This is a genomic window from Proteocatella sp. QWL-06, from assembly GCF_058684135.1.
Map to the genome: position 1 here is coordinate 1316041 of NZ_CM178755.1, position 20983 is coordinate 1337023.

The following is a 20983-nucleotide window of genomic DNA, read 5'->3' on the forward strand; positions in this document are numbered from 1 at the left end:
AGTTTTGAAACGCATCTGTCTAATTATCTTGAAAAATAATGTCATTCGTTGTATACTTACAGTATAATATAAAATTTAGATATGGAGTGTAAAGTTGAAGAATATTTATAATAAATGTGAGAACAAAGAAGTATTAAAACCTGGACGCCCAATCGATAAGTCCAGAGACCCAGTTATACTCAATGCAGCGCTTGAGCTGATTGCTGAATTTGGTTATGAGTCAGTCACCATAGAAGCCATAGCTCAGAAGGCTGGAGCAGGTAAAGCGACTCTGTATAGAAGATGGAAGTCAAAGCCTTATCTTGTAGCCGATGCCATGTCATATATCTCTCCCTGTGAAGACAATGTCGAATACTCTAAATGCGAGGATGACCTTAGCAAATATCTCTGTGAGCTTTTGTCAAAGTATTTTGGAATAGGCAACGAAATCCGACAGAAAGTCATGCTCTCGGTGGCTACTTCACTGAGCCGTGATAAAGAGCTTGCAGAACTTGTAAATCTCAACCCGATATCCAAAAACTGCTGCAACCTTAAAAAAGCCATACAGTTTTCTCTTGGAAGTGATGTTGATGAAGATATCCTGAATATGATTACTGATATCGGACCTGCAATGCTTTTCTACCAGCTTATAATTACAGGCAGGATAATTGAGAAGAGTTATATCGAAAAAATCATTACCAGCGCTATAATGCCTCTAATTCATAAACATCAGGCTTAACTGGTTCTTATATGATCTTCTTTTATTTTTACATTTTAAATTGACAAGGAGGACGAAAATGGATTTTAAAATTGAAAAAAACCGCATATACTTTGAGGATGAAAATGGAAAGCTTCTTGCAGAACTTACTTACAGAGACATTGACGACACCACGGTAAATATAAACCGCACATTCGTGGATTCTTCGCTGCAGGGTAAGGGAATAGCAGGAGAACTTATGAAGACAGTGGTAGATGAGCTTGTAAAAAATGGGAAGCACGCTGTTCCAACATGTTCTTACGCTGTAAAATGGTTTGAAAAAAACAAAGAATATAGCAATCTTTTGGCTGAACAGTAAAACATAAAGAAAGAACCAGAATTCATATGAAAACTGGTTCTTTCTTTATCTATGCAACTTTTTCTTCAGCTTCTGCCAAATTTATGATATTGCTTCTAATTATTTGTCGCAGCTCTACAAATTCTGGATATTCATAAAAAAAGCTGATTTTTCGGCCGATCTCTGAGTTATCAACCGGCTTTTCGCTCAGGATAAAAGCCGTGAAGCTCTCACAGATATCTTCAGCAGGATCAGTTGATGCATAACGGCTCACAAAGTCCGGATTGTGTCTCATATAAAAGAGATAGCTGTCCTGCGTAAATTTATTCTCATATTTTAGCAGGTCCCAGAATCTCATACTGAAAATATTCAGATATGAATCGATATTTGTAACAACTTCATGATCATAATACGTATAAACATTGGGAACATCCGAATACGACACCTGCGTCTCGTTAAGCGTTACATAGTGAAAATACTCATGGATTATAGTTTCATAAAAAAGATCTTTGTCTGATATATCCTCCGGATCAATGGATATACTCCATCTGCTTCCCGTAGAGTCGTTGTTCCTTACATATCCAAGGTTATTCATCTCTCCATCTGATGTAAGCATGAACTCATCAAATCCGTGAAAATACTCATATGGTATTATTGACAGAATCTCCCGCCATACATCAGGAAAGTCCTTCTTAATTCTTACGTCCTTCTCTTCAAGAGTAACATAAGGAATTTCATCATATTCAAGCCTGCTTTCATTTATTGAATATACCGCAAGCAGGTTTTCGCTTCCATCTAGTATATGGCTAAGAAGCTGTTCAGGGTTAAGTCTTGGGTACTTCCTTAAAATCATGCTTATCTCATCTACTATTTTCTGGACCTGTTCGTCAGTGATGCTGTAGTCTCGCTCATATTTTTCGCATAATATATAAAGCCTGTTGTAATCTGACGCAGAGATGACATGCTTAATGTTCTGTATGACATAGTTGTGATAATCACCATAATTCTGATTTACTTCATACTTGCCGTCAAAATAATACTTCACTGTATATTCATCAAGCTTTTTGGTAAGCTCTTTCATTGCCTGGGCTTCTCTTATTGAAGGTTCTGCCTTTTTTGCACTTATTCTGCTTTCATAAAGATTTTTCCAGCTTCTTACAAGCGCCGAAATCCGCTGTCTTTCATAATTGCTGATTTTGTTATCGAGCTCTCCTAAAAATTCAGAAACAACCTCACTGTTGCTGTAACTTCTTATTGAAGTATCTAAAGCCTGAGAAAATGAGGTAGTCGAAAAAACAAAAATAAGGCTTATGCTCAATATCTTTTTATATATTTTATCCATACTTTACTCCTGTAATAAACACTCTGCATAGTTTCCCAGAGGAAAATTCGTCCCGGTTGCAACATAAAAATGATATTTAGCGATGCCCAGATCAACAAAATCAAATTCATTGAGTTCGTTTACGTATATTATCACTTTGTGGTTAATGTATTTCAGCTTAACAGGCTGACTGTTTTTTGCGGAAGGCACTTTTTGTATGGCTTTTATGCCAGCAATGAATTTATGGGGAAGGTTCTTTGTATCAGAATAGTATATTTCATTCATGCTTCTGTTCTTCCTGTGAACAGCCACGGATATTATCTTCTCCCTGAAGGATTTTTCATTATTGCAGTATCCCATAGTAATAACGCCTATAAATCTATCGCCAGGCTTTCGGTCAAATATTTTTGATTTTTCATCAAAGGTGCCACCTACCCAGCAGGTACCAAGATTCAGCCTTACGGCTTCAATTAAGAGTTTCTCTCCATAATATCCAATTTTTTCATCCAGATATTGATCCTCCGAGTCCCCCTTTAGCGAAACCAGCGCCCTGACTCCACTGAACATACCGTAGCTTTTAGTCAGACTGTCAAATGCAGCGCTTCCATCGTCTATAAGTACCAGGCTGAGCCCTGACTCTTCATTGATCCTCTTTATAAAATTCTTCAGATGTATCATTTTTCTTATATCTATCTCTTTATCCAGATAGACACGTCTTGACTCTCTTATATTTATTGCATCCATTTCACTTATAAGCATTTTCATCATTCATCACACCTTTATTTTTTATAATAACATCCATCATCTGCAATTACAACTTTCTTTTACCATCATAGCGCTCTGTTTAAACATGTTTGCAATATTATAGGATTACTTTGACCGATTTTATGGTATATATCTGTTGAAAAGCTTTAATCATATTTCAGGTTGATCCTAAGTTAGAGAGGGGTGGCTCGTATGTCAATGGTATTTCCGAACAACAAAAGATGGGAAAGAGGTGGAAGGCTTAACCAGAAAAGACACATCGAAATGAATGACAAAGAAAAAGCACTGGTTGCAAAATGTGATGGCTTAAAACAGCAGCATCCATGCAAAAATCCGGTTTTCAGATGCACCGAATGTGGAAACTACGGATGTGCGCAGGAAGTTACAGAAAAGTGCACCAAACAGGGCTTTAAAAATGACAAATGCCTTCACTGCGGAGCGATAAATACTCAGATTCCTGTTATGAAGGATGATCTCGAAAAATTTATTGCCGAGTGGGAAAATGAAATATAACCCCAAGAATCTCCCTTTAGAAATCAAAAGGGAGATTCTTGTTTTCAATATCGATATTCGCTTTTTTTGCCTGAGAGTGCTGAAGGCTTCGCTTAATATTATACAGCTTTCCATCCTTTATGAACCTTGCTCCTGTCTGCTTGAAATAAAAGCCTGTATTTGAATTCAGACACTGCTTCCTGAGATTTAAGACCCAGTCATAGCTGCATATTCTGGCATTTTCACCTGATTCTCCCCCTGCAATTACCATTTCGATTCCGTTGTCTGAATATCCTCTGAGATCAATCTGGCCCAGAAGAGGCTCACATATTATAATCCTGTGCTTTATCGGAGAGGCTTTGAATATCGGCAGCCTGTAATCTGCCATTTCCTGATTCTCACAGGTGCATCCCACTGTCACATTATCATAACCCTCATTCCAGTCCTGCGGAATACAGTCTCTGAATCTGTCGATTCTTTTCGTTATGAAAACAAAATACAGGTCGCTCCTTTCCCTTATCATATTCCAGGCTTCAGAGCGCCACTCGTCAGCTTCTTCAATCAGAAAATCCGAAGTAAAGCACGTATATACAGTTTCACCTTTTTCAATTTTATAGCTTCCATCTCTTTTTCTTTTTATAAGATCATAGAAGCATCTATTTCGTTTTACTCTGCTGCTGTCCTTTTCATATTTTGCATCCATCCTGTAAACATAACAGTTCCTGCAACCCTCACTGATTTTGTGACAGCCATGCCACGGATTCCAGATCATATATAATACCCACCTATATTCCTACATCCATTTTTTCTTCCTGAAATATATAATGCATACCAAAAATACAATCATGCATATAAGGATCACGAACGGATATCCATAATACCATTCAAATTCCGGCATCTTCAGATTCATCCCATACCATCCTACAATTAGCGTCAAAGGAAGAAAAATCGATGTGACTACTGTAAAAGTCCTCATAATGCTGTTCTGCTCAATATCTACCTGAGCCTGATACGCTTCTCGCGTCTGAGATACATAATCCTGAAGGTGAAGAACCGATAAAAAAAGCCTGTCGACGCGATTATCAAGGACTTTGAAATGTTTCATATGCGAAGACGTAATCAGTTCATTGTCATTTTCAAGGAGCTCTTCAATTATACTGTTGAGCTGTTCATAATATCTCTTAAGAAGCGAAAGCACCCTCCTGAAAGAAACTATCTCCCTTGCAATTTCAGCCTTGGGGTTTGTAAGGAGCTGATCTTCAAATTTAAAAATCTGATCCTCTAAATCCTCAAGGTTATCCATGTCATATTTCAGGAGCTCAACAAAAAATGACGAAAGAATCTTTTCTGTGCTTGCGTGATCTTTTACCTTAAGATCAAGCATGGATTTTGCATTATCATCTCTGCATATAAATATTATCTTATCCTGTGTAAAGTATATTATTATCCTCGTGGTCTCCTGCCTCGGATTATAGATATCATACCAGTCGAAAGCAATAAGATCGAAGCCTTCAAGGCATTCAAGTCTTTCTACGGTATTTAATGATATTTTTTCATATGCCTGCTTCTCTGTCATATCTTTTATCAGAGAAAGATCATCTATTTTAATAATTTTATACATGCCCCGGCTCCTTATTCAGCTTCAAGTCTCTTCAAATATGAAATCAAAAGTTCAAGCGATCCTATATCTGTAAAATCAACCTGTTCTCCGTAAGTTTCAAGCATTTCAGCATCTTCCTGCGTACAGACCTCCTCCGTATATAATATTATCATATCGTGAAAAATCCAGTCCTTTTATTTGAGAGGCCTCAAATAAGTCCGCATTGAGCTTTTCTGATAACCATTTTGCATATTTTTCCGTGTGACCATATCTTGATTTGTAGATAACAACTGTTTTCATGGACTAACCCCCAGCTATATTTGGATAAATCAAAGCTTACTTTCTACCTCTGCACCACTTCTCACAGATTTCATTTCTTTTTCTGCAGCCAACATCCTCTGAACTGCACTGCGGACATATGAAATGGTCATCCTCCTGCTTTATTTCGTATATCTCTCCGCACTCCATGCATTTAAATTCACAGTTTCTTGTAGTATAATGCCCTCCACCTATATTTATTGCCTTGCCCTCGGTAAGTGCAGTCGCTACCACCTTTCTTGCATTATCAATTATATTCTGAAACGTCTGCCTTGAAATATGCATTTTTTCTGCACACTCCTCCTGATTAAGCCCCTCAATATCCTTAAGTCTCATGGCTTCAAGCTCTTCTATCTTAAGCCTTACTTCCTCTAATTCGCATTTTGGCTTATTATATGGAACAAAGTATGTATCTTCAGGGAAAAACTCCACTCTTCTGAACTTGGTTGGTCTTGGCACGTCTATCCTCCTGTATATTAGCTGAATCCTCAGCAATAATATGTTATACATAGTTATAGTATCATATTTATCCAGATAAAGTGAATTAAAAACTGTTTTCCTTGAAAAAAATTCAGAATATTAAAGGCGATAGTTCTCTGTATGATCCTTTAGATTCATTATAAAAACCACAACAATAACAGCATATGCTATGAAGCTCCTGAAATATTCTCCAATGGCTATATCATTAAAAATAACTTTTCCGAACAGAGGAGATATTACAAAAACAAAATGGAACAATATGACTCCTATAAAAGCATTCCTTACATCAGCATTAAACAAACTCGCTCCACCGGCTAGAAGTGCTGCGCTTGCAAATACGTCAATATTCATATGGCCTGTATAGACATTAACATTACCCATTTCAAGCATAAACATGCAGTGCCCGACTGAGGCAAATACAGTAGACAATATTATCGCATATATCCTGACTTTGTCCGTGTCAATTCCTAGAATCCTTGCCTTTTCTATGCTGTCCCTCGTTGCCCTGAGACACACTCCAAATTTCGAATTTCCAATAAATGTAATCAATAAACCTATCATTACTATTACAGCTATGTGCGAAAATGGGCTTGACATAAATACTGACTTAAGCGCATTTATATCCACCATATTCCTTACTCCTATACCTCTTGAAAGTATAATTTCACTGTTTTCGGGTTTTATAATAGTACCATAACCAACCATGTATATAAGCTGATATATATTGGTCGAAAGAAGGCCTACCACTATGCTTACAATCATCTCTTTTCCACGTGCCTTGTTGAGTATGATTCCAATTATATATCCAAATATCAGTGAGATTATTGCAGAAGCTGCGATTACATAAATAAGGCCCAGTTGTCCATCTATGCCTTTGTCAACAGCGCTTATTACAGCAGCCTGTGAGCACATAGCTCCGACTACAATGCTGAAATTCAGTCCCATTCCGGCCCATATAAGTATTATCAGAGCCATTGCCGTAATGACATTCCTTATGAATCTTAGATAGACTTCATGCATAATGAATTTTCCACTTATATCTACTGCAGCAAATCCGGCTATGCCTATTGATAGAAATATCAGGGGCGCAGCATATTCTGTAATTATCATACGAATTTCCGGTTTAATATTTTTCACTGTGTTACCACACCCTTTCTCTGCCACAAAAATGCAAATAGAATTATGCTGTTTGTTATTATCATTCTTACTATTTCTGCGAGCTCAGGCACCAGGAGTGTATTCGCAACCGGTACAGAAAGCAGAAATACCATCTGGTAAAGATAAGTACCTGCAACAGCATTTATTACAGATGATTTCCTTCCTGTACCTCCTCCGATAAGTATAGCTGATATTGCAGGAAATACCATCATTCTCGTCCCATCATACAGCTGTACAAATCCAAATGACTGGCTGTATACGCAAATGCCTATAGCAGCTATCAAAGTTGATATTATTACGGCTTTTGTTCTTGTTCTGTCGATATCTATCCCAGAAATATAAGCAAATTTTATGTTCTCACGGACAGCACTCATTTCTCTTCCCATTTTTGTGTCTGCAATAAAATGTACTAGTAATGCAATTACTGATACAAATGCAATCAGCCCCAGAGGTATATAAAACTTTCCATTGCCAATCATCATGAATGAATCCAGTACCCCTCCGAAATTATCAGCAAGATTTATCTTTGGCCTCAATCCTTTACCACCTACGGGATAAAGCATTTTTCTGTTTGTAAAAGGAGCGATTATCCAGAATATGTTCATAAGAGGAACAAAAGCGTATCCAATGAATACAGAAGCTATATCCTCTTTCCCCTTAAGCCTGTTAATGATTCTGGCATATCCATACCCGAATGCAATAGAACATACCGCCGAGAAAAATACCGCTGCCATTAATCCCGTTAAGCCTGACATATTGAGCTGCAGCGCAATGCACATTCCGATAATGCCCGCACTTATGCCAATACTCATACCGAAATTCAGGCCGATTCCACAATTTATCATTGGAATAAGAGATATCACAAAAATAGCATTCATTCCCCACTTTACAAGTGATTCATTAAATATCCCCGAAAATGATATCCCTGTTTTTAATGCTAATAAAAGCATAATAATCAGATATAACGAAATAATTAAAGTCGGAAAATGATTCATGATTCTATCTGCTTTTAATGTTTTCATTACTCCTCCCTAATCCCGCTATAGCATAGCCTAATTCTTCGTAAATATCATCATCATTGTCAAAAATTTTGCATATTTCACTTTCATAAGCAACCGCTATTCTGTCGCAAACTCTCATCAATTCCTCAATCTCACTGCTTGCGATTACAAATGTAATCCCATGGCTTTTATTCAGATCCAGTATGGTTTTGAGTATAACCTCTTTAGAATAAATATCTATTCCTCTGGTTGGCTCTCCTATGAAAACCAGCTCAGGATTTCCTGTAAGTGCTTTTGCAATACATACCTTCTGCTGATTTCCACCGCTTAACCTCGTAACCGGCTGACCTGGTCCTTCACATTTTATATTGAGGCTTTCTATCATGGCCTTTGTATGCTCATGAACTTTATTTTTTGAAACAAACCCTGTAAATTTCGATACAAACATTGATTTTGACGCTATGGCGGCAGTCGTTATATTGCTCTCTATAGAAGCATTAAGCATCAGACCATGGGTCTTTCTTTCATCAGGCAGAAACATTATTCCTCTCCTTATTAAGTCTTTTGGATTACTGCCTGAAATATCGTCCTGGTTGCTTCCAAACAACACTGATCCCCTGTTTTTTCCAAGCTTCATAACCCCATATCCAAGCATGGATTTCCCATGACCTGAAAGACCTGTAATTCCAAATATTTCACCTTTTAATATCTTCAGATTGATATTTTGGAGTTTTTCATTTCCAAAGCTGAAGCTGCAGTTTTTAAAAGAGATAACAGGATATTTATCTTTGTCGTTATTCTTACTCACGTATCTCTCTGATTTTATTATCTTTCTTCCAATCATAGCATCTACAATTTCGTTAAGGTCATAACCTTTTGAAGGCAAGGAGGATACTTCAAGCGTCTTTACTCCGTCTCTGAGAACAATTATTCTGTTGCAGAGCTCCGTGACCTCATCCAGCTTGTGTGAAACAAATATTACGGATATCCCTTTTGATGCAATTTTTTTGATTATCTCCATCAATATCAGCGAATCCTCTTTATTGAGAGATGCAGTCGCTTCGTCCAGAATAAGCAGCTTTAATCCAGGTTTGTCAGTTTCTCTGAGAACCTCAACAAACTGTTTCAGGTTAAGACTTATATTTTTTATGTAATCACGTGAATTGATTGAAAGACCATAGTCGCCGATTATTTCATCCACTTCCCTGATATCCTTTTTTGAATTCAGATAACCTAATATCTTAGTATTTTCTCTTGTTATCTTTATATTCTGACTTACAGTCATATCATCAATCAGGGATAGCTCCTGATGTACCATTCCAATGCCGTAATCATTTGCTTCATAAGGATTCTTTATTTTAAGCTCTTTTGAATCCAGGAAAATCATCCCTTTATAATCTCTTGTCTCTTCACTTCCATATATAGTTTTTAAGAGAGTACTTTTGCCAGAACCATTTTCCCCTACTATTCCAATAATCTCGCCTTTATTTACATGAATGCTTACATGTTTAAGCGCATGATGTTCTCCGTACTTCTTTGATAAATCAGTTATTCTTAACAACTTGACCTCCATATTTAATTATTCCTAAAAAAAGACAGCAAAGCCTTTTGGGCTCTGCCATCTGTTGTATACTTCCGATATTTTGTTAATAGAATATCGAATCCATTATCATCATATAATAATTATGCTTCTGTCCATCCTTCGTTGAATCTTTAAAATAATCCTGGAAATCTGCACCCACTCCAAATATCTCCGTTGCAAAGCCATTAAGGTATTCTGTACTGAGAACATCTTCCGGCTTAAGCGAATTATCAATCATTTTCTTAGAAAGCTCTACTGCAAATTCAGGAAGGAATATAGTAGCTGGAATTGGCCATCCTGAAAGTCTTCCAGTCATACCCGCTTCAGCTGCTTTTTGCGTTATCATCTCATTTATTTTTTCGAAATTACCTGCGTCTTCTTCTGAAATCTCGAGGTTCATTACAGTTGGAAATGCCTGCGTAGGCGTAGGACAGCACTGCTCAGCAACAATGAATTTAAGCTTGAGCGCTTCGTCAATTATTACATCATACATTGGGCAGTTGCTTCCAAAGATATTTGTATCCGGACCATATTTCTCAATCTGTCTGGGAATATCCTCTCTCAGAAACTGCTGCATTGCTGCCACACCATCTCCCGCCTGTGGATCCGGAGTCACTACCTCAACAAACTCCAGACCAAGCTTGTCACAAGTTTCTTTCATCATTTCTTTACGCTTTGATATTGACTCTTTTGCCAGATGAGTAGGGAAAGAGTAATGTATGAATGTTTTTGCTCCCATTTCAGCTGACTTTTCAACTATGGTCTGACCTCTTCTTGCCCAGTCAGTATCCAGGTTTATGTCTATATATTCTGACATCATGTCAGGGTCATCCCAGATAGGAGCAGTCACTGTAATTATTTCACTGTTTTTCTCCTTAACCTTCTGAAGTGCAGGAAGAAGTCCTGACTGTCCTGAGACTACAACTATCGCCTTCATAGAAGGATCATCAGCAAGACTGGTAATCTGACTTATGGCAGTTTCAATTTCAACATTGAAGTCTTCAGGAAGCACTACATGTTCAACGATACCCGGATATTTTGCTACCATATTCTCTCCGGCTCTGAATTCATCTTCGCTTGATGAAAGAGACGGTGTCACTATTCCTATTTTGTAGCTGTCTGTACCTTCGTCTGAGCTCTGGTCGCTGTTGCTGCATCCTGCAACTGAAAGCATCATAATACAGCTGATGATAAAACTGATCATTCGTTTCATTTTCATTTCAAATTCTCCTCTTATGTATTAATTTTATTCACAACAATGACAATTGTAAGACATAATATTCAAATACACAAATAGAAATGTTTTATTAATGAAATAGGATTGACTTATATTAATATCCCAGATCTCTTGCCTTAGAGCATTTCAATAAACGCAGCCAGCCTGGTTCTCAGCTGACCCTCATCAGATGAGCTGTAATCTGTTTCTATCCTGATATGAGGTACGCCAAGAGAATTCGATATGCTTTTCGTTATCTCAGATTCAATATTGTAGGTATGACATGCCTGCAGTATTATCTCCACTACACCGTCAATACTATATTCCTCAATCAGTTCCTCAATATGATTCATACGATTTGTATTTGGGCTTATTACCGAACATCCGATAGACAGATAGCGATCCGCAATCGCTTTTACAATATCATGGGAATCCGCGTCAATCAATTTTCCTGCATTCTTTACGCCGCCGCAGTTTTCAAAGCATACTACAGCGCCGCCTTCTTCATCGATGAATCCTACAGTCTTCTCAATTACTCCTCCCATAGGACAGCCAGTAATGAGTATTCTTTTTGCATCCGGAGATACCGGTCTTAATCCCTGGTTGTATGATTCAACTGTATTGTCAATAAGCGATCTCAGCTTCTCACACTTACCCTCCATATCAAACTCGTAATTAAGCCCGTCCAGCACAGTACCCATATCTATGCCTTTAAGAGGCGGAGGAACAAGCTTTCCCAGTTCAAGAAATTCCAGATGAAGTTTCCTGTATTCATTTCTGTCTTTTACATTTTCTCTCAGCATCTGATCCGTAATTTCTATATCAAACTCATTCTCGAGCCTTTTTCTCAGAAGCTCAACTTCCTCAGCCCACATGCTCCACGAACTTTCTCTTTCAACAGATTGAGGTAGATGCATTACATGAAGATTCTTTGTTTTGCCCATAAGCTCGAACATCTTTTTCTTGGCATCACAAGTAGTCTCCCCTATTATTATGTCCGAAAAATATGTATACGGACATTTATCTGTTATTGCAAAACCATAGCTTGATTTTACCATAGGACATATATTTTTAGGTAAATGTGCCTCTGCATCAATAATAGGCTCCTCACTTGAACCACACAGGCTTACTGGCATAGCTCCGGATGCTTCTATGATCTCCAGAGGCGTAAACGCACAGAATATCCCTGCAATCTTGCCTCCATCTTCCTTGATTTTTTTCGCTTTCATAAATCCGTTTCGTCTCGCCTCAGCATATTCCTCAAAATCCTTCGGCATTAATTTAATTTCCATATCTCTTTCCCTTCTCACTCTCTAATTATTTTTCAGGTTTTTGCGCCATGACCGTCTGCTTTTGCTAATCATGAGCATCCTGAAGCATAACTATTATAATACATAAGTAAGAGAACCAAGGCATTGAATGAGAATTTTGCTATAGTTTTTAATTATATATGGTATATCTTACTTCTATATCTGAAATCAGTGTGAACCAAGCTCAAAACAGTCATATGCCATATTTAATATTCAATTCATTATATTTCAAAATTGTTTGTTTACTAACATGACGAATGTGGTATAATTATGAAAAGTGTGATTAAAAAGCACTTAAGTGTTTTCATTTTTCATATTGCTAAGGAGGACTTAAAATGAGCATGTTTTGTTATCAATGCCAGGAAACTGCAAAAGGCACAGGTTGCGAAGTCAGAGGTGTATGCGGTAAAAATGAAGAAGTAGCCAAGCTGCAGGATTTACTTATCTATGCAAACAAAGGAATATCAGAAATAGTAATAAAGGGAAATGTTGATGTTAATTCTATTTCAGAAATCAATCATGAAGTACTTAAGAGTCTTTTCATTACAATCACAAATGCCAACTTTGATGAAGCTGCAATAGAAAAGCAGATAAATCACGTGATCGCGCTAAGAAACGATCTCAGATCCAAGTCCGGCCCAGCTGAATTTGGCGATGCTGCGATGTTTGAAGTGACTGACAGGGCATCTATGGTAGAAAAAGCTTCCAAGGTCGGAGTGCTTTCTACAGAAAATGAAGATGTCCGTTCACTCAGAGAAATGATAATCTACGGACTTAAGGGTATGGCTGCCTATACACACCATGCGCTTAATGCAGGAAAGGAAAACCCTGAAATAAGTGCATTCATTTATGAGGCTCTTGCTGCAACACTCGACGATACTCTTTCAGCAGATGACCTTGTTGCTCTTACACTCAAAACTGGACAGTTCGGAGTAAGTGCAATGGCACTTCTGGACGAGGCAAATACTTCCAAGTACGGAAATCCTGAAATAACAAATGTTAACATAGGCGTAAGAAGCAATCCGGCTATTCTTATATCAGGCCATGACCTTACTGATCTCGAGATGCTGCTTGATCAGACAAAAGGAACTGGCGTAGATGTATACACTCACAGCGAGATGCTTCCTGCTCACTACTATCCTGCCTTCAAGAAATATGACAACTTTGCCGGAAACTATGGAGGCTCATGGTGGAGACAGGTTACTGAGTTCGAGACTTTCAATGGACCAGTTCTTTTCACTACAAACTGTATAGTCCCTCCTAAAAAAGAAGAAATCAGAGATCGTATATTCACAACCGGTGCAGCTGGATATCCAGGAAGCATGCATATCGAGGCAGATGAAAATGGCAAAAAGGACTTTTCAGCTATAATCGAAATGGCCAAGTCATGTCCATCACCAACAGAAATCGAATCTGGATCAATCGTGGGCGGATTTGCTCATAATCAGGTGTTTGCTCTTGCAGACAAGGTGGTTGATGCTGTTAAATCCGGCGCAATAAAGAAATTCTTTGTTATGGCTGGATGTGATGGCAGAATGAAGTCAAGAGAATACTATACTGAGTTTGCTGAAAAACTTCCACAGGACACAGTAATCCTAACCGCTGGATGCGCAAAATACCGTTACAACAAGCTTAACCTTGGAGACATCGGTGGAATCCCAAGAGTACTAGACGCCGGTCAGTGCAACGACTCCTACTCACTTGCAGTCATCGCGCTCAAGCTCAAGGAAGTATTCGGACTTGATGATGTGAATGATCTGCCTATAGCATACAACATAGCATGGTATGAGCAGAAGGCAGTCATAGTTCTTCTAGCGCTTCTATACCTAGGAGTTAAGAACATCCATCTTGGACCTACTCTTCCAGGATTTCTTTCTCCAAACGTAGCAAAAGTACTGGTTGAAAAATTTGGTATTGCCGGAATCGGAACTGCAGAGGATGATATCAAACTGTTTCTTTCTTAATATGAATTAAGATAATATAACCTAAAAAAAGGAAAAAGCTGTAATTTCACATACAGCTTTTTCCTTTGCTATTTTGCTATAGAATATCTATCTTTTTGGATCTGTCCTCGGCTTTCTTCTTAGGTATCGTAAGGCTTAAAACTCCATTGTCAAGCTTTGCAGCGATTCCCTGCTCATCCGCATCTGCAAGGTATATGCTTCTTTTCAACGAACTGCACTTTCTTTCTCTGTGAATGTAGTTCTTCTTGCTATCTTCAGTGGATTCCTCTCTCTCGATTGATATCTGAAGCCTTCCATGGTCCATCTTAACTTCTATCTCTTCTTTCTTAACTCCAGGAAGCTCGGCTTCTACAAAATAATCATTTTCATTTTCCTGTACATCCATTCTGAAGGTTTCTGCAATGATACCTCTTTTTTTCCACCATCTGTCATCAAAAAAATCATCAAGCATGTTGTCGAAATTGTTAAAGTCTGACATAAGAAGATCATTTTTCCTTCGGTTCATAGGAACAAGACCTAGCATGATTATCACCTCTTTCTTTAAACACAGCTTTCCATTAATATTTTACCCTTATTTCTTCAGTTTAATCAAATCAGAACTACCAGAATGAACTAAACCTTGAAGAGCCCGCCAAGAGCATCACTGAGACCACCTGTGACTTCGCCAAGAGGATTGTTTATGCCTTTATTTTCACCTTTTCCTCCACCTCTTGCCTTATTTATTTCATCAGCCATTCTGCTGAAAGGAAGAGATTGAAGCCACACTGTACCTGGTCCCTTCAGCGTTGCCATGAATATTCCCTCGCCTCCAAAAACTCCGCTTTTTATATCTCCGGCAAATTCCACATCATAGGAAACCGATTCGGTTATTGCAACAAGGCATCCTGTATCAATCCTCAGCATGTCTGTATCAGAGAGTTCCTTTTTGATTATAGTTCCGCCCGCGTGAAGGAAAACAAGCCCGTCACCTGAAAGCTTCTGCATTATAAATCCCTCTCCGCCAAACAGTCCTACTCCGATTTTTTTCTGAAAGAAAATGTCCACTTCTACACCTCGTGCCGCACATAGAAATGCTCTTTTCTGGCATATCAGCCTGCCGCCAAACTCCTTAAGCTCTACAGGGATTATCTTGCCAGGATATTGGGCTGCAAAAGCTACAAAAGACCTGTTTTTCCCCGAGTTTGTAAAAAGCGTCATGAATATGCTCTCTCCTGTCAGAGCTCTCTTTCCCGCTCCTGTGAGCTTATTCATGAGAGTGTCCTGCTTATCTTTTATGCTGCCATCACCAAGTATTGTCTCCATAGTAATATCTGCATTCATGTAAGTCATCGCGCCTGATTCCGAAATCACGCTTTCCCCAGGGTCAAGCGTTATTTCAACAAGCTGCATGTCATCTCCGTGCAATGTGTATTCTATTTCATCTGCGGCTTTTTTGAATTTCATTGATTCAAGGACAATATCCCCCTGAAGCTTGCTTCCACAGTTTGTACAGAATTTCGATCCCTCCGGAAGCGAGCTTCCGCAATTTGTACAGAACATAAATTTACCTCATTTCTGATCATGCAAGCGGCATGACAATCTTTGTTAAAAATTCGTTTTCAGGAAAACCAGGACCATTGTAGTAATACTCATACACCGTTCCCTCCGACTTGAGTCCGCTGTTTTCAAGCCACTCAGCCATTTCATTGTAAGTTCCCGTCATTTCTGAATATGGACCTCTGTACATACAGAAAATTACTTTACCGGCTTTGATTACACCCGGCTTGATTTCGCCCTTTTCCGGTATTTTCTGAGATACAGGAAAGCCTATCTCAACATCCAGATGCTGCATATCCATGTTGTGATAGGCAACAAATGGAACATCCTCAACATAAACTTCGATATCCTTGAGATATTTTTCGATTTCTTCATAGCAATAGCCTATAACACCCGGCAGGTCGTCTACTTTTACAGTTTTTCTTATTACCAGTGTCGGCTGATCGCGCCTTTGAAGAATTTCAATATTAGACATTTTAGGCATACACAGACCACCTTTCATATATTTTAGCTTATATATACCCTATGTGATTATTATTAAAAATATATCAGTTTTATGTAACAAAAAAACAGGAACAAGTCCTGTTTTTTAAATTTGCTGTATATGATTATTTCTGCTCTCCGAAGAATAGGTTTATGTCGTCTTCTACTGTTCCGATTCCAGCAATACCAAAGTTTTCAACAAGTACTTTTGCAACATTTGGTGAAAGGAATGCAGGAAGAGTTGGTCCAAGATGGATGTTCTTCACTCCAAGGTACAGCAGCGCAAGAAGAACTATGACCGCTTTCTGCTCATACCATGCTATGTTGTATGCTATAGGCAGATCATTTATATCCTCAAGTCCAAATACTTCTTTCAGCTTGAGAGCGATTACTGCAAGTGAGTATGAATCGTTGCACTGTCCTGCATCAAGCACTCTTGGTATTCCGCCGATATCTCCGAGATTAAGCTTGTTGTATTTGTATTTTGCACAACCAGCCGTAAGGATTACTGCGTCTTTAGGAAGCGCCTGTGCAAAATCTGTATAGTAGTTTCTTGATTTAGCTCTTCCGTCACATCCTGCCATTACTACGAATTTCTTTATTGCCCCTGTCTTAACAGCATCTACAACCTTATCTGCAAGTGCAAGAACCTGTGCATGAGCAAATCCGCCAACAATTGATCCAGTCTCAATTTCAACCGGTGAGTCACATTTCTTTGCAAGCTCGATTATTGCTGAGAAATCTTTCTGATCTCCGATTTCTCCTGGTATATGAGCACATCCAGGGAATCCTGAAGCTCCTGTAGTGAACAGACGGTCCTTGTAGCTGTCTTTTGGTGGCACTATACAGTTTGTTGTCATCAGTATTGGTCCATTGAATGATTCAAACTCTTCTTTTTGTTTCCACCATGCATTTCCGTAGTTTCCAACAAAATGAGAGTATTTCTTGAATGCAGGATAGTAATGAGCTGGAAGCATTTCGCTGTGGGTATAAACATCAACTCCTGTTCCCTCAGTCTGCTCAAGAAGCATCTCAAGGTCTCTGAGGTCATGGCCTGAAACAAGTATTCCAGGATTTTTTCCTACTCCTATGTTTACGCTTGTAACCTCAGGATTTCCGTATGTCGAAGTGTTTGCCTTATCAAGCATAGCCATTCCTGAAACTCCGTATTTTCCTGTTTCAAGTGTAAGCGCAACAAGATCATCAGCTGACAGAGTATCATCAAGTGTTGCTGCAAGAGCTCTCTGAAGGAATGCATCTACTTCTGCATCATCTTCTCTGAGTACATTAGCATGCTTTGAATATGCTGAAAGTCCCTTTAATCCATATGTTACAAGTTCTCTAAGTGAACGGACATCTTCATTCTCTGTAGAAAGTACGCCTACCGTTCTTGCTTTTGCATCCCACTCGCTCTTGTCAGCATTCCATGTAGCAGCTTCTGAAAGCCCAGTCTTGTCGTCAAGCAGGTTAAGTAATTCGTTTCTTGCATCTAAAGTTTCCTGAATCTTTGCAACTATTGCTTCGTCATCAAAGTTTGCGTTTGTGATTGTAGTGAAAAGATTTAGAGTTATAAGGTGGTTCACATCTTTAGAAACTTCCTTGCCTTCTTTTCTGAGTCTTGTAGTTATTTCAGATATTCCCTTGCTTGCCCATACAAGAAGATCCTGCATTGCAGCTACCTGAGGGTTCTTTCCGCATACTCCCATTTTTGTACACCCTGTGCATCCAGCTGTTTCCTGGCACTGATAGCAAAACATTAAATTTTCCATGTTGTTCTCCTTTAGATTTATAATATTTTTTTGTAATCGTGTGAATTAAGTTTTTAGCAAACTTATCTTGAATACATAATATCATCTGCAAAAAAATAAATCTGTAACCAATGTTACAAATCTATTTTTTTATAATAATTTTTTAATGAAATCAGTTTTAAATTGTAAAATAATTAATATTTTATGCCTTTCCAGTACACTGGAGAGCTTACCTGTGCCTTCTCAGAGAGCTGCACTCCTTTAAGAGCCCATTTTCTGTATTCTTCAAATCCAGTTCTGTCTATTATATATCCTATATGCTCTTTTCCTCCCGGTGCTTCCTTATCAATGTACTCGGTAACATAGTCATAGGTATTGAGGATTATCCTCGTTATACTTGATTCATCTGCCCATTTTATGAAATCTTCACCCAGTCTTGGATTTTTCTTTCCCGTTCTTCCCATGAGCGTAAATCTGTAATATTTTTCTTCACTTCTTGTCCATGCCGAATTAGGACAGCTGAGTACACACTCTCCACATCCAATGCATTTCGATTCATTTCTTCTTGGCCTGAAATTAACAGTTTCCAGTGCTTCAACTGATTTTTTCTTACATACTTTTACGCATGCGCCGCAGCTGATGCATCTGTCTGGATCAAACTGAGGTTCAGTCATGCCCATGATACCAAAATCGTGCATGCGAACCTTTGCACAGTCATTTGGACATCCTGTAAGCGCAATCTTGAAATGAAGATCATTAGGAAATATAGCTTTTTCTATGCGCTGAGCAAATGCAGATGTATCGTAGCATGCATAAGGACATACTCTGTTTCCTATACAGGCAGTTACATTTCTCGTTCCTGCAGCAGAGTACCCCGTGCCCGGCTCAACCTGATTTATATCCAGCCCTTCAATTATGGGCTGGAGAAGCTCATTCACCTCAGGCATGTCTTCAAATTTTATGCCTGGTATCTCAAAGCCCTGTCTGCTTGTTATATGAACTGTTCCATTACCGTATGTCTGAGCTATGTTTTGAATCGCGGACAGATACTTTGCATCAAGATGCCCTCCTGGCACTCTTATCCTTGACGCAGTTATACCTCTGTGCTTGGTTATTCTGAATGCATTCTTTTTTAGTTTCTTAGTATTTATATCCATATCCCTCATCCTTTTCTAATCTATCAAAGTCTTGCCTTTAGTATAGTTGAACACCGGACCTTCAAGACATACGTATACATCGCCTATTTTACAGTGTCCACACTTTCCAACTCCACAGCACATCTTTCTTTCCTGGGATATCCATATGTTTTCTTCTTTGAATCCGTAATCCAGAAGACCCTGCGCAGAGAATCTCATCATTGCCGGAGGCCCTACTACAATTGCATTCGCATTCTCAAGATCCTTTATTTCGAGCTTAGGTATATACTGCGTGACAAGACCAATCTGACATGATGTATTATCTTCTGCGCAGTCCACTGTAAGTATTACGTTCATGTTCTTTTTCCAGCTGCCAAAATCCTCGAGGAACAAGATGTCATTAGGAGTCTTAAAGCCTGCTATGAGAGTCATTCCCTTAAGCTCGGCTATATTTTTGCTGAAATAATCTACAACTCCTCTTACGGGCGATACGCCTGTTCCACCCGCAATAACCACAAGCTCTTTCCCTTTGTATAGATTTACGTCAAACCCGTTTCCATATGGGCCTCTCATGAAGAAATGCTGGCCTTCATAAAGCTCAAATACTTCATTCGTAACCTTTCCAACTTTTCTTATTGTCAGATCTACCGTACCTTCACCTATTCCGCTGACAGATATTGGCGCTTCTCCATATTTTGGTATTGATACCTCAAAAAACTGACCCGGCTTTACATCTCCCTCAAACGCCATCCTGAATGTATATTCAATATCCGTATGTTTTATTATTTCTTTTATTTCTGATGAAAATGGCACATAGTTATTTTCCATCTCCAGTTACCTCCTTCATGGCTGCTTCAAGCTTGTTTATAGTATTAGAGAATGAAATATATTCCGGACATACATCATCGCACCTTCCGCATCCGGTACACATGTGATATCCATTTCTCTGTTTGTAGTCAAGAACCTTGTGGAGCACCTTGAATCTCATCCTCTGACCATTTTTCTGCCTGTAGCTCCCTCCTCCTGCAACGTCAGTGAATCCATCTACCATGCATGACGCCCATACTCTCCTTCGTTCTCCGACTTTTCCGTTATCTGTGTAGAAAATATCCTGCATGGTAAAGCAGGTACAGGTAGGACAGACGAAATTGCATCTTCCACAATCTATGCAGCGGCTGTCATATTCATCCCACATGCTGCTTTTTGAGACTTCAATACCCAGATTTTCCGGTATACTTACTCTCACCTTATTCTCTGTCACATAATCCGGTATTACCTCAATTTCTTCAGATGAACAGACTTTAAAAATCTCTGCCCATTCTGACTCTCTGCAGTCAACATGATAGTCTCCATCTCTCATATCAAGACTGAAGCTATAATTTTCTGATTTGCTTGTCTCCATGTCTACGCAGAAACAGTTCTCAAAAGATTCCCTGCATCCGATCAGAGCAAATTTAACCTTGTCTCTAAGCCTTTTGTAATAAAAGTCTTCAGGTCCGTTTGAAAGATACATATCATCCAGTCTTCTTAAAGAATGAAGATCACAGCTTCTTAAAAACACAATTGTCTTTTTCTGTTCTTCCTCAGCAGACTTTACCTGATTTTCAGTAAAATAAAAAAGTGTTTCTGAAACCGGAAAAACAATTTCCTTAAAGGAAAACTGCGATTTTTTGTCTAATACTATTTCATCTATGCTTTTTATCTCTCCATAACGAATTAAATCCGTATCGGAAAAATGTCCCATTCCCTCAAAGCTTTTAGGAGCAAATATTCTGTATTCCCTGCTCAGTTCACTCAGTACGGAGTTCATACCCGAACTGCTTAATTTATAACCCATAC

The 20983-nt window shown here is 38.7% G+C and carries 22 protein-coding genes; 4 read left to right on the forward strand and 18 right to left on the reverse strand.

Annotation, left to right across the window (positions count from 1 at the left end; all coding sequences use genetic code 11):
• The first annotated feature begins 94 nt into the window (after positions 1-94).
• Together AC4PGZ_RS06210 and AC4PGZ_RS06215 are read left to right on the forward strand one after the other, a co-directional pair.
• Positions 95-718 (forward strand): TetR/AcrR family transcriptional regulator, encoded by a 624-nt coding sequence (locus AC4PGZ_RS06210; protein WP_492160188.1) that lies wholly within the window; start codon positions 95-97, stop codon positions 716-718.
• Positions 719-776: 58 nt separating this feature from the next.
• On the forward strand, positions 777-1055 hold the full coding sequence (locus AC4PGZ_RS06215; RefSeq protein ID WP_492160189.1) for a GNAT family N-acetyltransferase: 279 nt from the start codon (positions 777-779) through the stop codon (positions 1053-1055).
• Between the two features lie 49 nt (positions 1056-1104).
• Here the strand turns inward: AC4PGZ_RS06215 and AC4PGZ_RS06220 are convergent, their stop codons facing one another.
• Both AC4PGZ_RS06220 and AC4PGZ_RS06225 read right to left on the reverse strand, forming a co-directional pair.
• Positions 1105-2376 carry a hypothetical protein gene (locus AC4PGZ_RS06220; RefSeq protein WP_492160191.1) on the reverse strand — a complete coding sequence of 424 codons (1272 nt, stop codon included), beginning with the start codon at positions 2374-2376 and terminating at the stop codon, positions 1105-1107.
• A 3-nt stretch (positions 2377-2379) separates the two neighbouring features.
• Entirely contained in the window at positions 2380-3123 is a 744-nt protein-coding gene (locus tag AC4PGZ_RS06225) for a nitroreductase family protein (protein WP_492160192.1), read from the reverse strand.
• 189 nt (positions 3124-3312) lie between these two features.
• On the opposite strand from AC4PGZ_RS06225, the gene AC4PGZ_RS06230 reads away from it, so the two are divergent.
• On the forward strand, positions 3313-3633 hold the full coding sequence (locus AC4PGZ_RS06230) for a hypothetical protein (RefSeq protein WP_492160193.1): 321 nt from the start codon (positions 3313-3315) through the stop codon (positions 3631-3633).
• A gap of 16 nt (positions 3634-3649) precedes the next feature.
• Here the strand turns inward: AC4PGZ_RS06230 and AC4PGZ_RS06235 are convergent, their stop codons facing one another.
• The 9 genes from AC4PGZ_RS06235 to AC4PGZ_RS06275 all read right to left on the reverse strand — a co-directional run bounded on the left by AC4PGZ_RS06235 (position 3650) and on the right by AC4PGZ_RS06275 (position 12259).
• The gene (locus tag AC4PGZ_RS06235) at positions 3650-4384 is read right to left on the reverse strand and encodes a DUF5131 family protein (protein WP_492160194.1); all 735 of its coding nucleotides are present in this window, start codon (positions 4382-4384) and stop codon (positions 3650-3652) included.
• 21 nt (positions 4385-4405) lie between these two features.
• The gene (locus tag AC4PGZ_RS06240; RefSeq protein WP_492160195.1) at positions 4406-5233 is read right to left on the reverse strand and encodes a magnesium transporter CorA family protein; all 828 of its coding nucleotides are present in this window, start codon (positions 5231-5233) and stop codon (positions 4406-4408) included.
• Between the two features lie 105 nt (positions 5234-5338).
• The gene (locus AC4PGZ_RS06245) at positions 5339-5512 is read right to left on the reverse strand and encodes a flavodoxin domain-containing protein (protein ID WP_492160196.1); all 174 of its coding nucleotides are present in this window, start codon (positions 5510-5512) and stop codon (positions 5339-5341) included.
• 36 nt (positions 5513-5548) lie between these two features.
• Complete coding sequence (locus AC4PGZ_RS06250; RefSeq protein WP_492160197.1) at positions 5549-5989, reverse strand: DUF134 domain-containing protein; 441 nt, start codon at positions 5987-5989, stop codon at positions 5549-5551.
• A gap of 120 nt (positions 5990-6109) precedes the next feature.
• Positions 6110-7120: an ABC transporter permease subunit gene (locus tag AC4PGZ_RS06255; RefSeq protein WP_492160198.1), complete on the reverse strand. Its 1011-nt coding sequence runs from the start codon at positions 7118-7120 to the stop codon at positions 6110-6112.
• A 23-nt stretch (positions 7121-7143) separates the two neighbouring features.
• Entirely contained in the window at positions 7144-8190 is a 1047-nt protein-coding gene (locus AC4PGZ_RS06260; protein WP_492160199.1) for an ABC transporter permease subunit, read from the reverse strand.
• A complete protein-coding gene (locus AC4PGZ_RS06265) occupies positions 8168-9730 on the reverse strand; it encodes a sugar ABC transporter ATP-binding protein (protein ID WP_492160200.1) in 1563 nt (520 codons plus the stop codon). Before AC4PGZ_RS06265 ends, AC4PGZ_RS06260 begins: the two co-directional genes overlap by 23 nt.
• A gap of 85 nt (positions 9731-9815) precedes the next feature.
• Positions 9816-10970: a DUF3798 domain-containing protein gene (locus AC4PGZ_RS06270; protein ID WP_492160201.1), complete on the reverse strand. Its 1155-nt coding sequence runs from the start codon at positions 10968-10970 to the stop codon at positions 9816-9818.
• 134 nt (positions 10971-11104) lie between these two features.
• The gene (locus tag AC4PGZ_RS06275; protein WP_492160202.1) at positions 11105-12259 is read right to left on the reverse strand and encodes a double-cubane-cluster-containing anaerobic reductase; all 1155 of its coding nucleotides are present in this window, start codon (positions 12257-12259) and stop codon (positions 11105-11107) included.
• Positions 12260-12612: 353 nt separating this feature from the next.
• On the opposite strand from AC4PGZ_RS06275, the gene hcp (AC4PGZ_RS06280) reads away from it, so the two are divergent.
• Positions 12613-14241 carry a hydroxylamine reductase gene (hcp, locus tag AC4PGZ_RS06280; RefSeq protein WP_492160203.1) on the forward strand — a complete coding sequence of 543 codons (1629 nt, stop codon included), beginning with the start codon at positions 12613-12615 and terminating at the stop codon, positions 14239-14241.
• Between the two features lie 76 nt (positions 14242-14317).
• Here hcp (AC4PGZ_RS06280) and AC4PGZ_RS06285 read toward each other — a convergent pair whose 3' ends face one another.
• The 7 genes from AC4PGZ_RS06285 to asrA all read right to left on the reverse strand — a co-directional run bounded on the left by AC4PGZ_RS06285 (position 14318) and on the right by asrA (position 20981).
• Positions 14318-14764 (reverse strand): Hsp20/alpha crystallin family protein, encoded by a 447-nt coding sequence (locus AC4PGZ_RS06285; RefSeq protein WP_492160204.1) that lies wholly within the window; start codon positions 14762-14764, stop codon positions 14318-14320.
• Positions 14765-14853: 89 nt separating this feature from the next.
• Positions 14854-15780 carry a TIGR00266 family protein gene (locus AC4PGZ_RS06290; RefSeq protein ID WP_492160205.1) on the reverse strand — a complete coding sequence of 309 codons (927 nt, stop codon included), beginning with the start codon at positions 15778-15780 and terminating at the stop codon, positions 14854-14856.
• 19 nt (positions 15781-15799) lie between these two features.
• Positions 15800-16261 carry a GyrI-like domain-containing protein gene (locus tag AC4PGZ_RS06295; protein WP_492160206.1) on the reverse strand — a complete coding sequence of 154 codons (462 nt, stop codon included), beginning with the start codon at positions 16259-16261 and terminating at the stop codon, positions 15800-15802.
• A 124-nt stretch (positions 16262-16385) separates the two neighbouring features.
• Entirely contained in the window at positions 16386-18029 is a 1644-nt protein-coding gene (gene hcp / locus AC4PGZ_RS06300; RefSeq protein WP_492160208.1) for a hydroxylamine reductase, read from the reverse strand.
• 173 nt (positions 18030-18202) lie between these two features.
• Positions 18203-19165, reverse strand: coding sequence for a sulfite reductase subunit C (asrC, locus tag AC4PGZ_RS06305; RefSeq protein WP_492160209.1), 963 nt, complete (start codon positions 19163-19165; stop codon positions 18203-18205).
• 15 nt (positions 19166-19180) lie between these two features.
• Entirely contained in the window at positions 19181-19972 is a 792-nt protein-coding gene (gene asrB, locus AC4PGZ_RS06310; protein ID WP_492160210.1) for an anaerobic sulfite reductase subunit AsrB, read from the reverse strand.
• Positions 19962-20981, reverse strand: a complete 1020-nt coding sequence (gene asrA, locus AC4PGZ_RS06315; RefSeq protein ID WP_492160211.1) for an anaerobic sulfite reductase subunit AsrA — start codon at positions 20979-20981, stop codon at positions 19962-19964. Before asrA ends, asrB begins: the two co-directional genes overlap by 11 nt.
• Positions 20982-20983 lie beyond the last annotated feature (2 nt).

Coding starts and splice junctions, on each gene's coding strand:
- AC4PGZ_RS06215 (WP_492160189.1), top strand. CDS start 777: ATGGATTTTAAAATTGAAAAAAACCGCATATACTTTGAGGATGAAAAT.
- AC4PGZ_RS06220 (WP_492160191.1), bottom strand. CDS start 2,376: ATGGATAAAATATATAAAAAGATATTGAGCATAAGCCTTATTTTTGTT.
- AC4PGZ_RS06225 (WP_492160192.1), bottom strand. CDS start 3,123: ATGATGAAAATGCTTATAAGTGAAATGGATGCAATAAATATAAGAGAG.
- AC4PGZ_RS06230 (WP_492160193.1), top strand. CDS start 3,313: ATGTCAATGGTATTTCCGAACAACAAAAGATGGGAAAGAGGTGGAAGG.
- AC4PGZ_RS06235 (WP_492160194.1), bottom strand. CDS start 4,384: ATGATCTGGAATCCGTGGCATGGCTGTCACAAAATCAGTGAGGGTTGC.
- AC4PGZ_RS06240 (WP_492160195.1), bottom strand. CDS start 5,233: ATGTATAAAATTATTAAAATAGATGATCTTTCTCTGATAAAAGATATG.
- AC4PGZ_RS06245 (WP_492160196.1), bottom strand. CDS start 5,512: ATGAAAACAGTTGTTATCTACAAATCAAGATATGGTCACACGGAAAAA.
- AC4PGZ_RS06255 (WP_492160198.1), bottom strand. CDS start 7,120: ATGATAATTACAGAATATGCTGCGCCCCTGATATTTCTATCAATAGGC.
- AC4PGZ_RS06260 (WP_492160199.1), bottom strand. CDS start 8,190: ATGAAAACATTAAAAGCAGATAGAATCATGAATCATTTTCCGACTTTA.
- AC4PGZ_RS06270 (WP_492160201.1), bottom strand. CDS start 10,970: ATGAAAATGAAACGAATGATCAGTTTTATCATCAGCTGTATTATGATG.
- AC4PGZ_RS06275 (WP_492160202.1), bottom strand. CDS start 12,259: ATGGAAATTAAATTAATGCCGAAGGATTTTGAGGAATATGCTGAGGCG.
- hcp (WP_492160203.1), top strand. CDS start 12,613: ATGAGCATGTTTTGTTATCAATGCCAGGAAACTGCAAAAGGCACAGGT.
- AC4PGZ_RS06285 (WP_492160204.1), bottom strand. CDS start 14,764: ATGCTAGGTCTTGTTCCTATGAACCGAAGGAAAAATGATCTTCTTATG.
- AC4PGZ_RS06290 (WP_492160205.1), bottom strand. CDS start 15,780: ATGTTCTGTACAAATTGCGGAAGCTCGCTTCCGGAGGGATCGAAATTC.
- AC4PGZ_RS06295 (WP_492160206.1), bottom strand. CDS start 16,261: ATGCCTAAAATGTCTAATATTGAAATTCTTCAAAGGCGCGATCAGCCG.
- hcp (WP_492160208.1), bottom strand. CDS start 18,029: ATGGAAAATTTAATGTTTTGCTATCAGTGCCAGGAAACAGCTGGATGC.
- asrC (WP_492160209.1), bottom strand. CDS start 19,165: ATGGATATAAATACTAAGAAACTAAAAAAGAATGCATTCAGAATAACC.
- asrB (WP_492160210.1), bottom strand. CDS start 19,972: ATGGAAAATAACTATGTGCCATTTTCATCAGAAATAAAAGAAATAATA.
- asrA (WP_492160211.1), bottom strand. CDS start 20,981: ATGGGTTATAAATTAAGCAGTTCGGGTATGAACTCCGTACTGAGTGAA.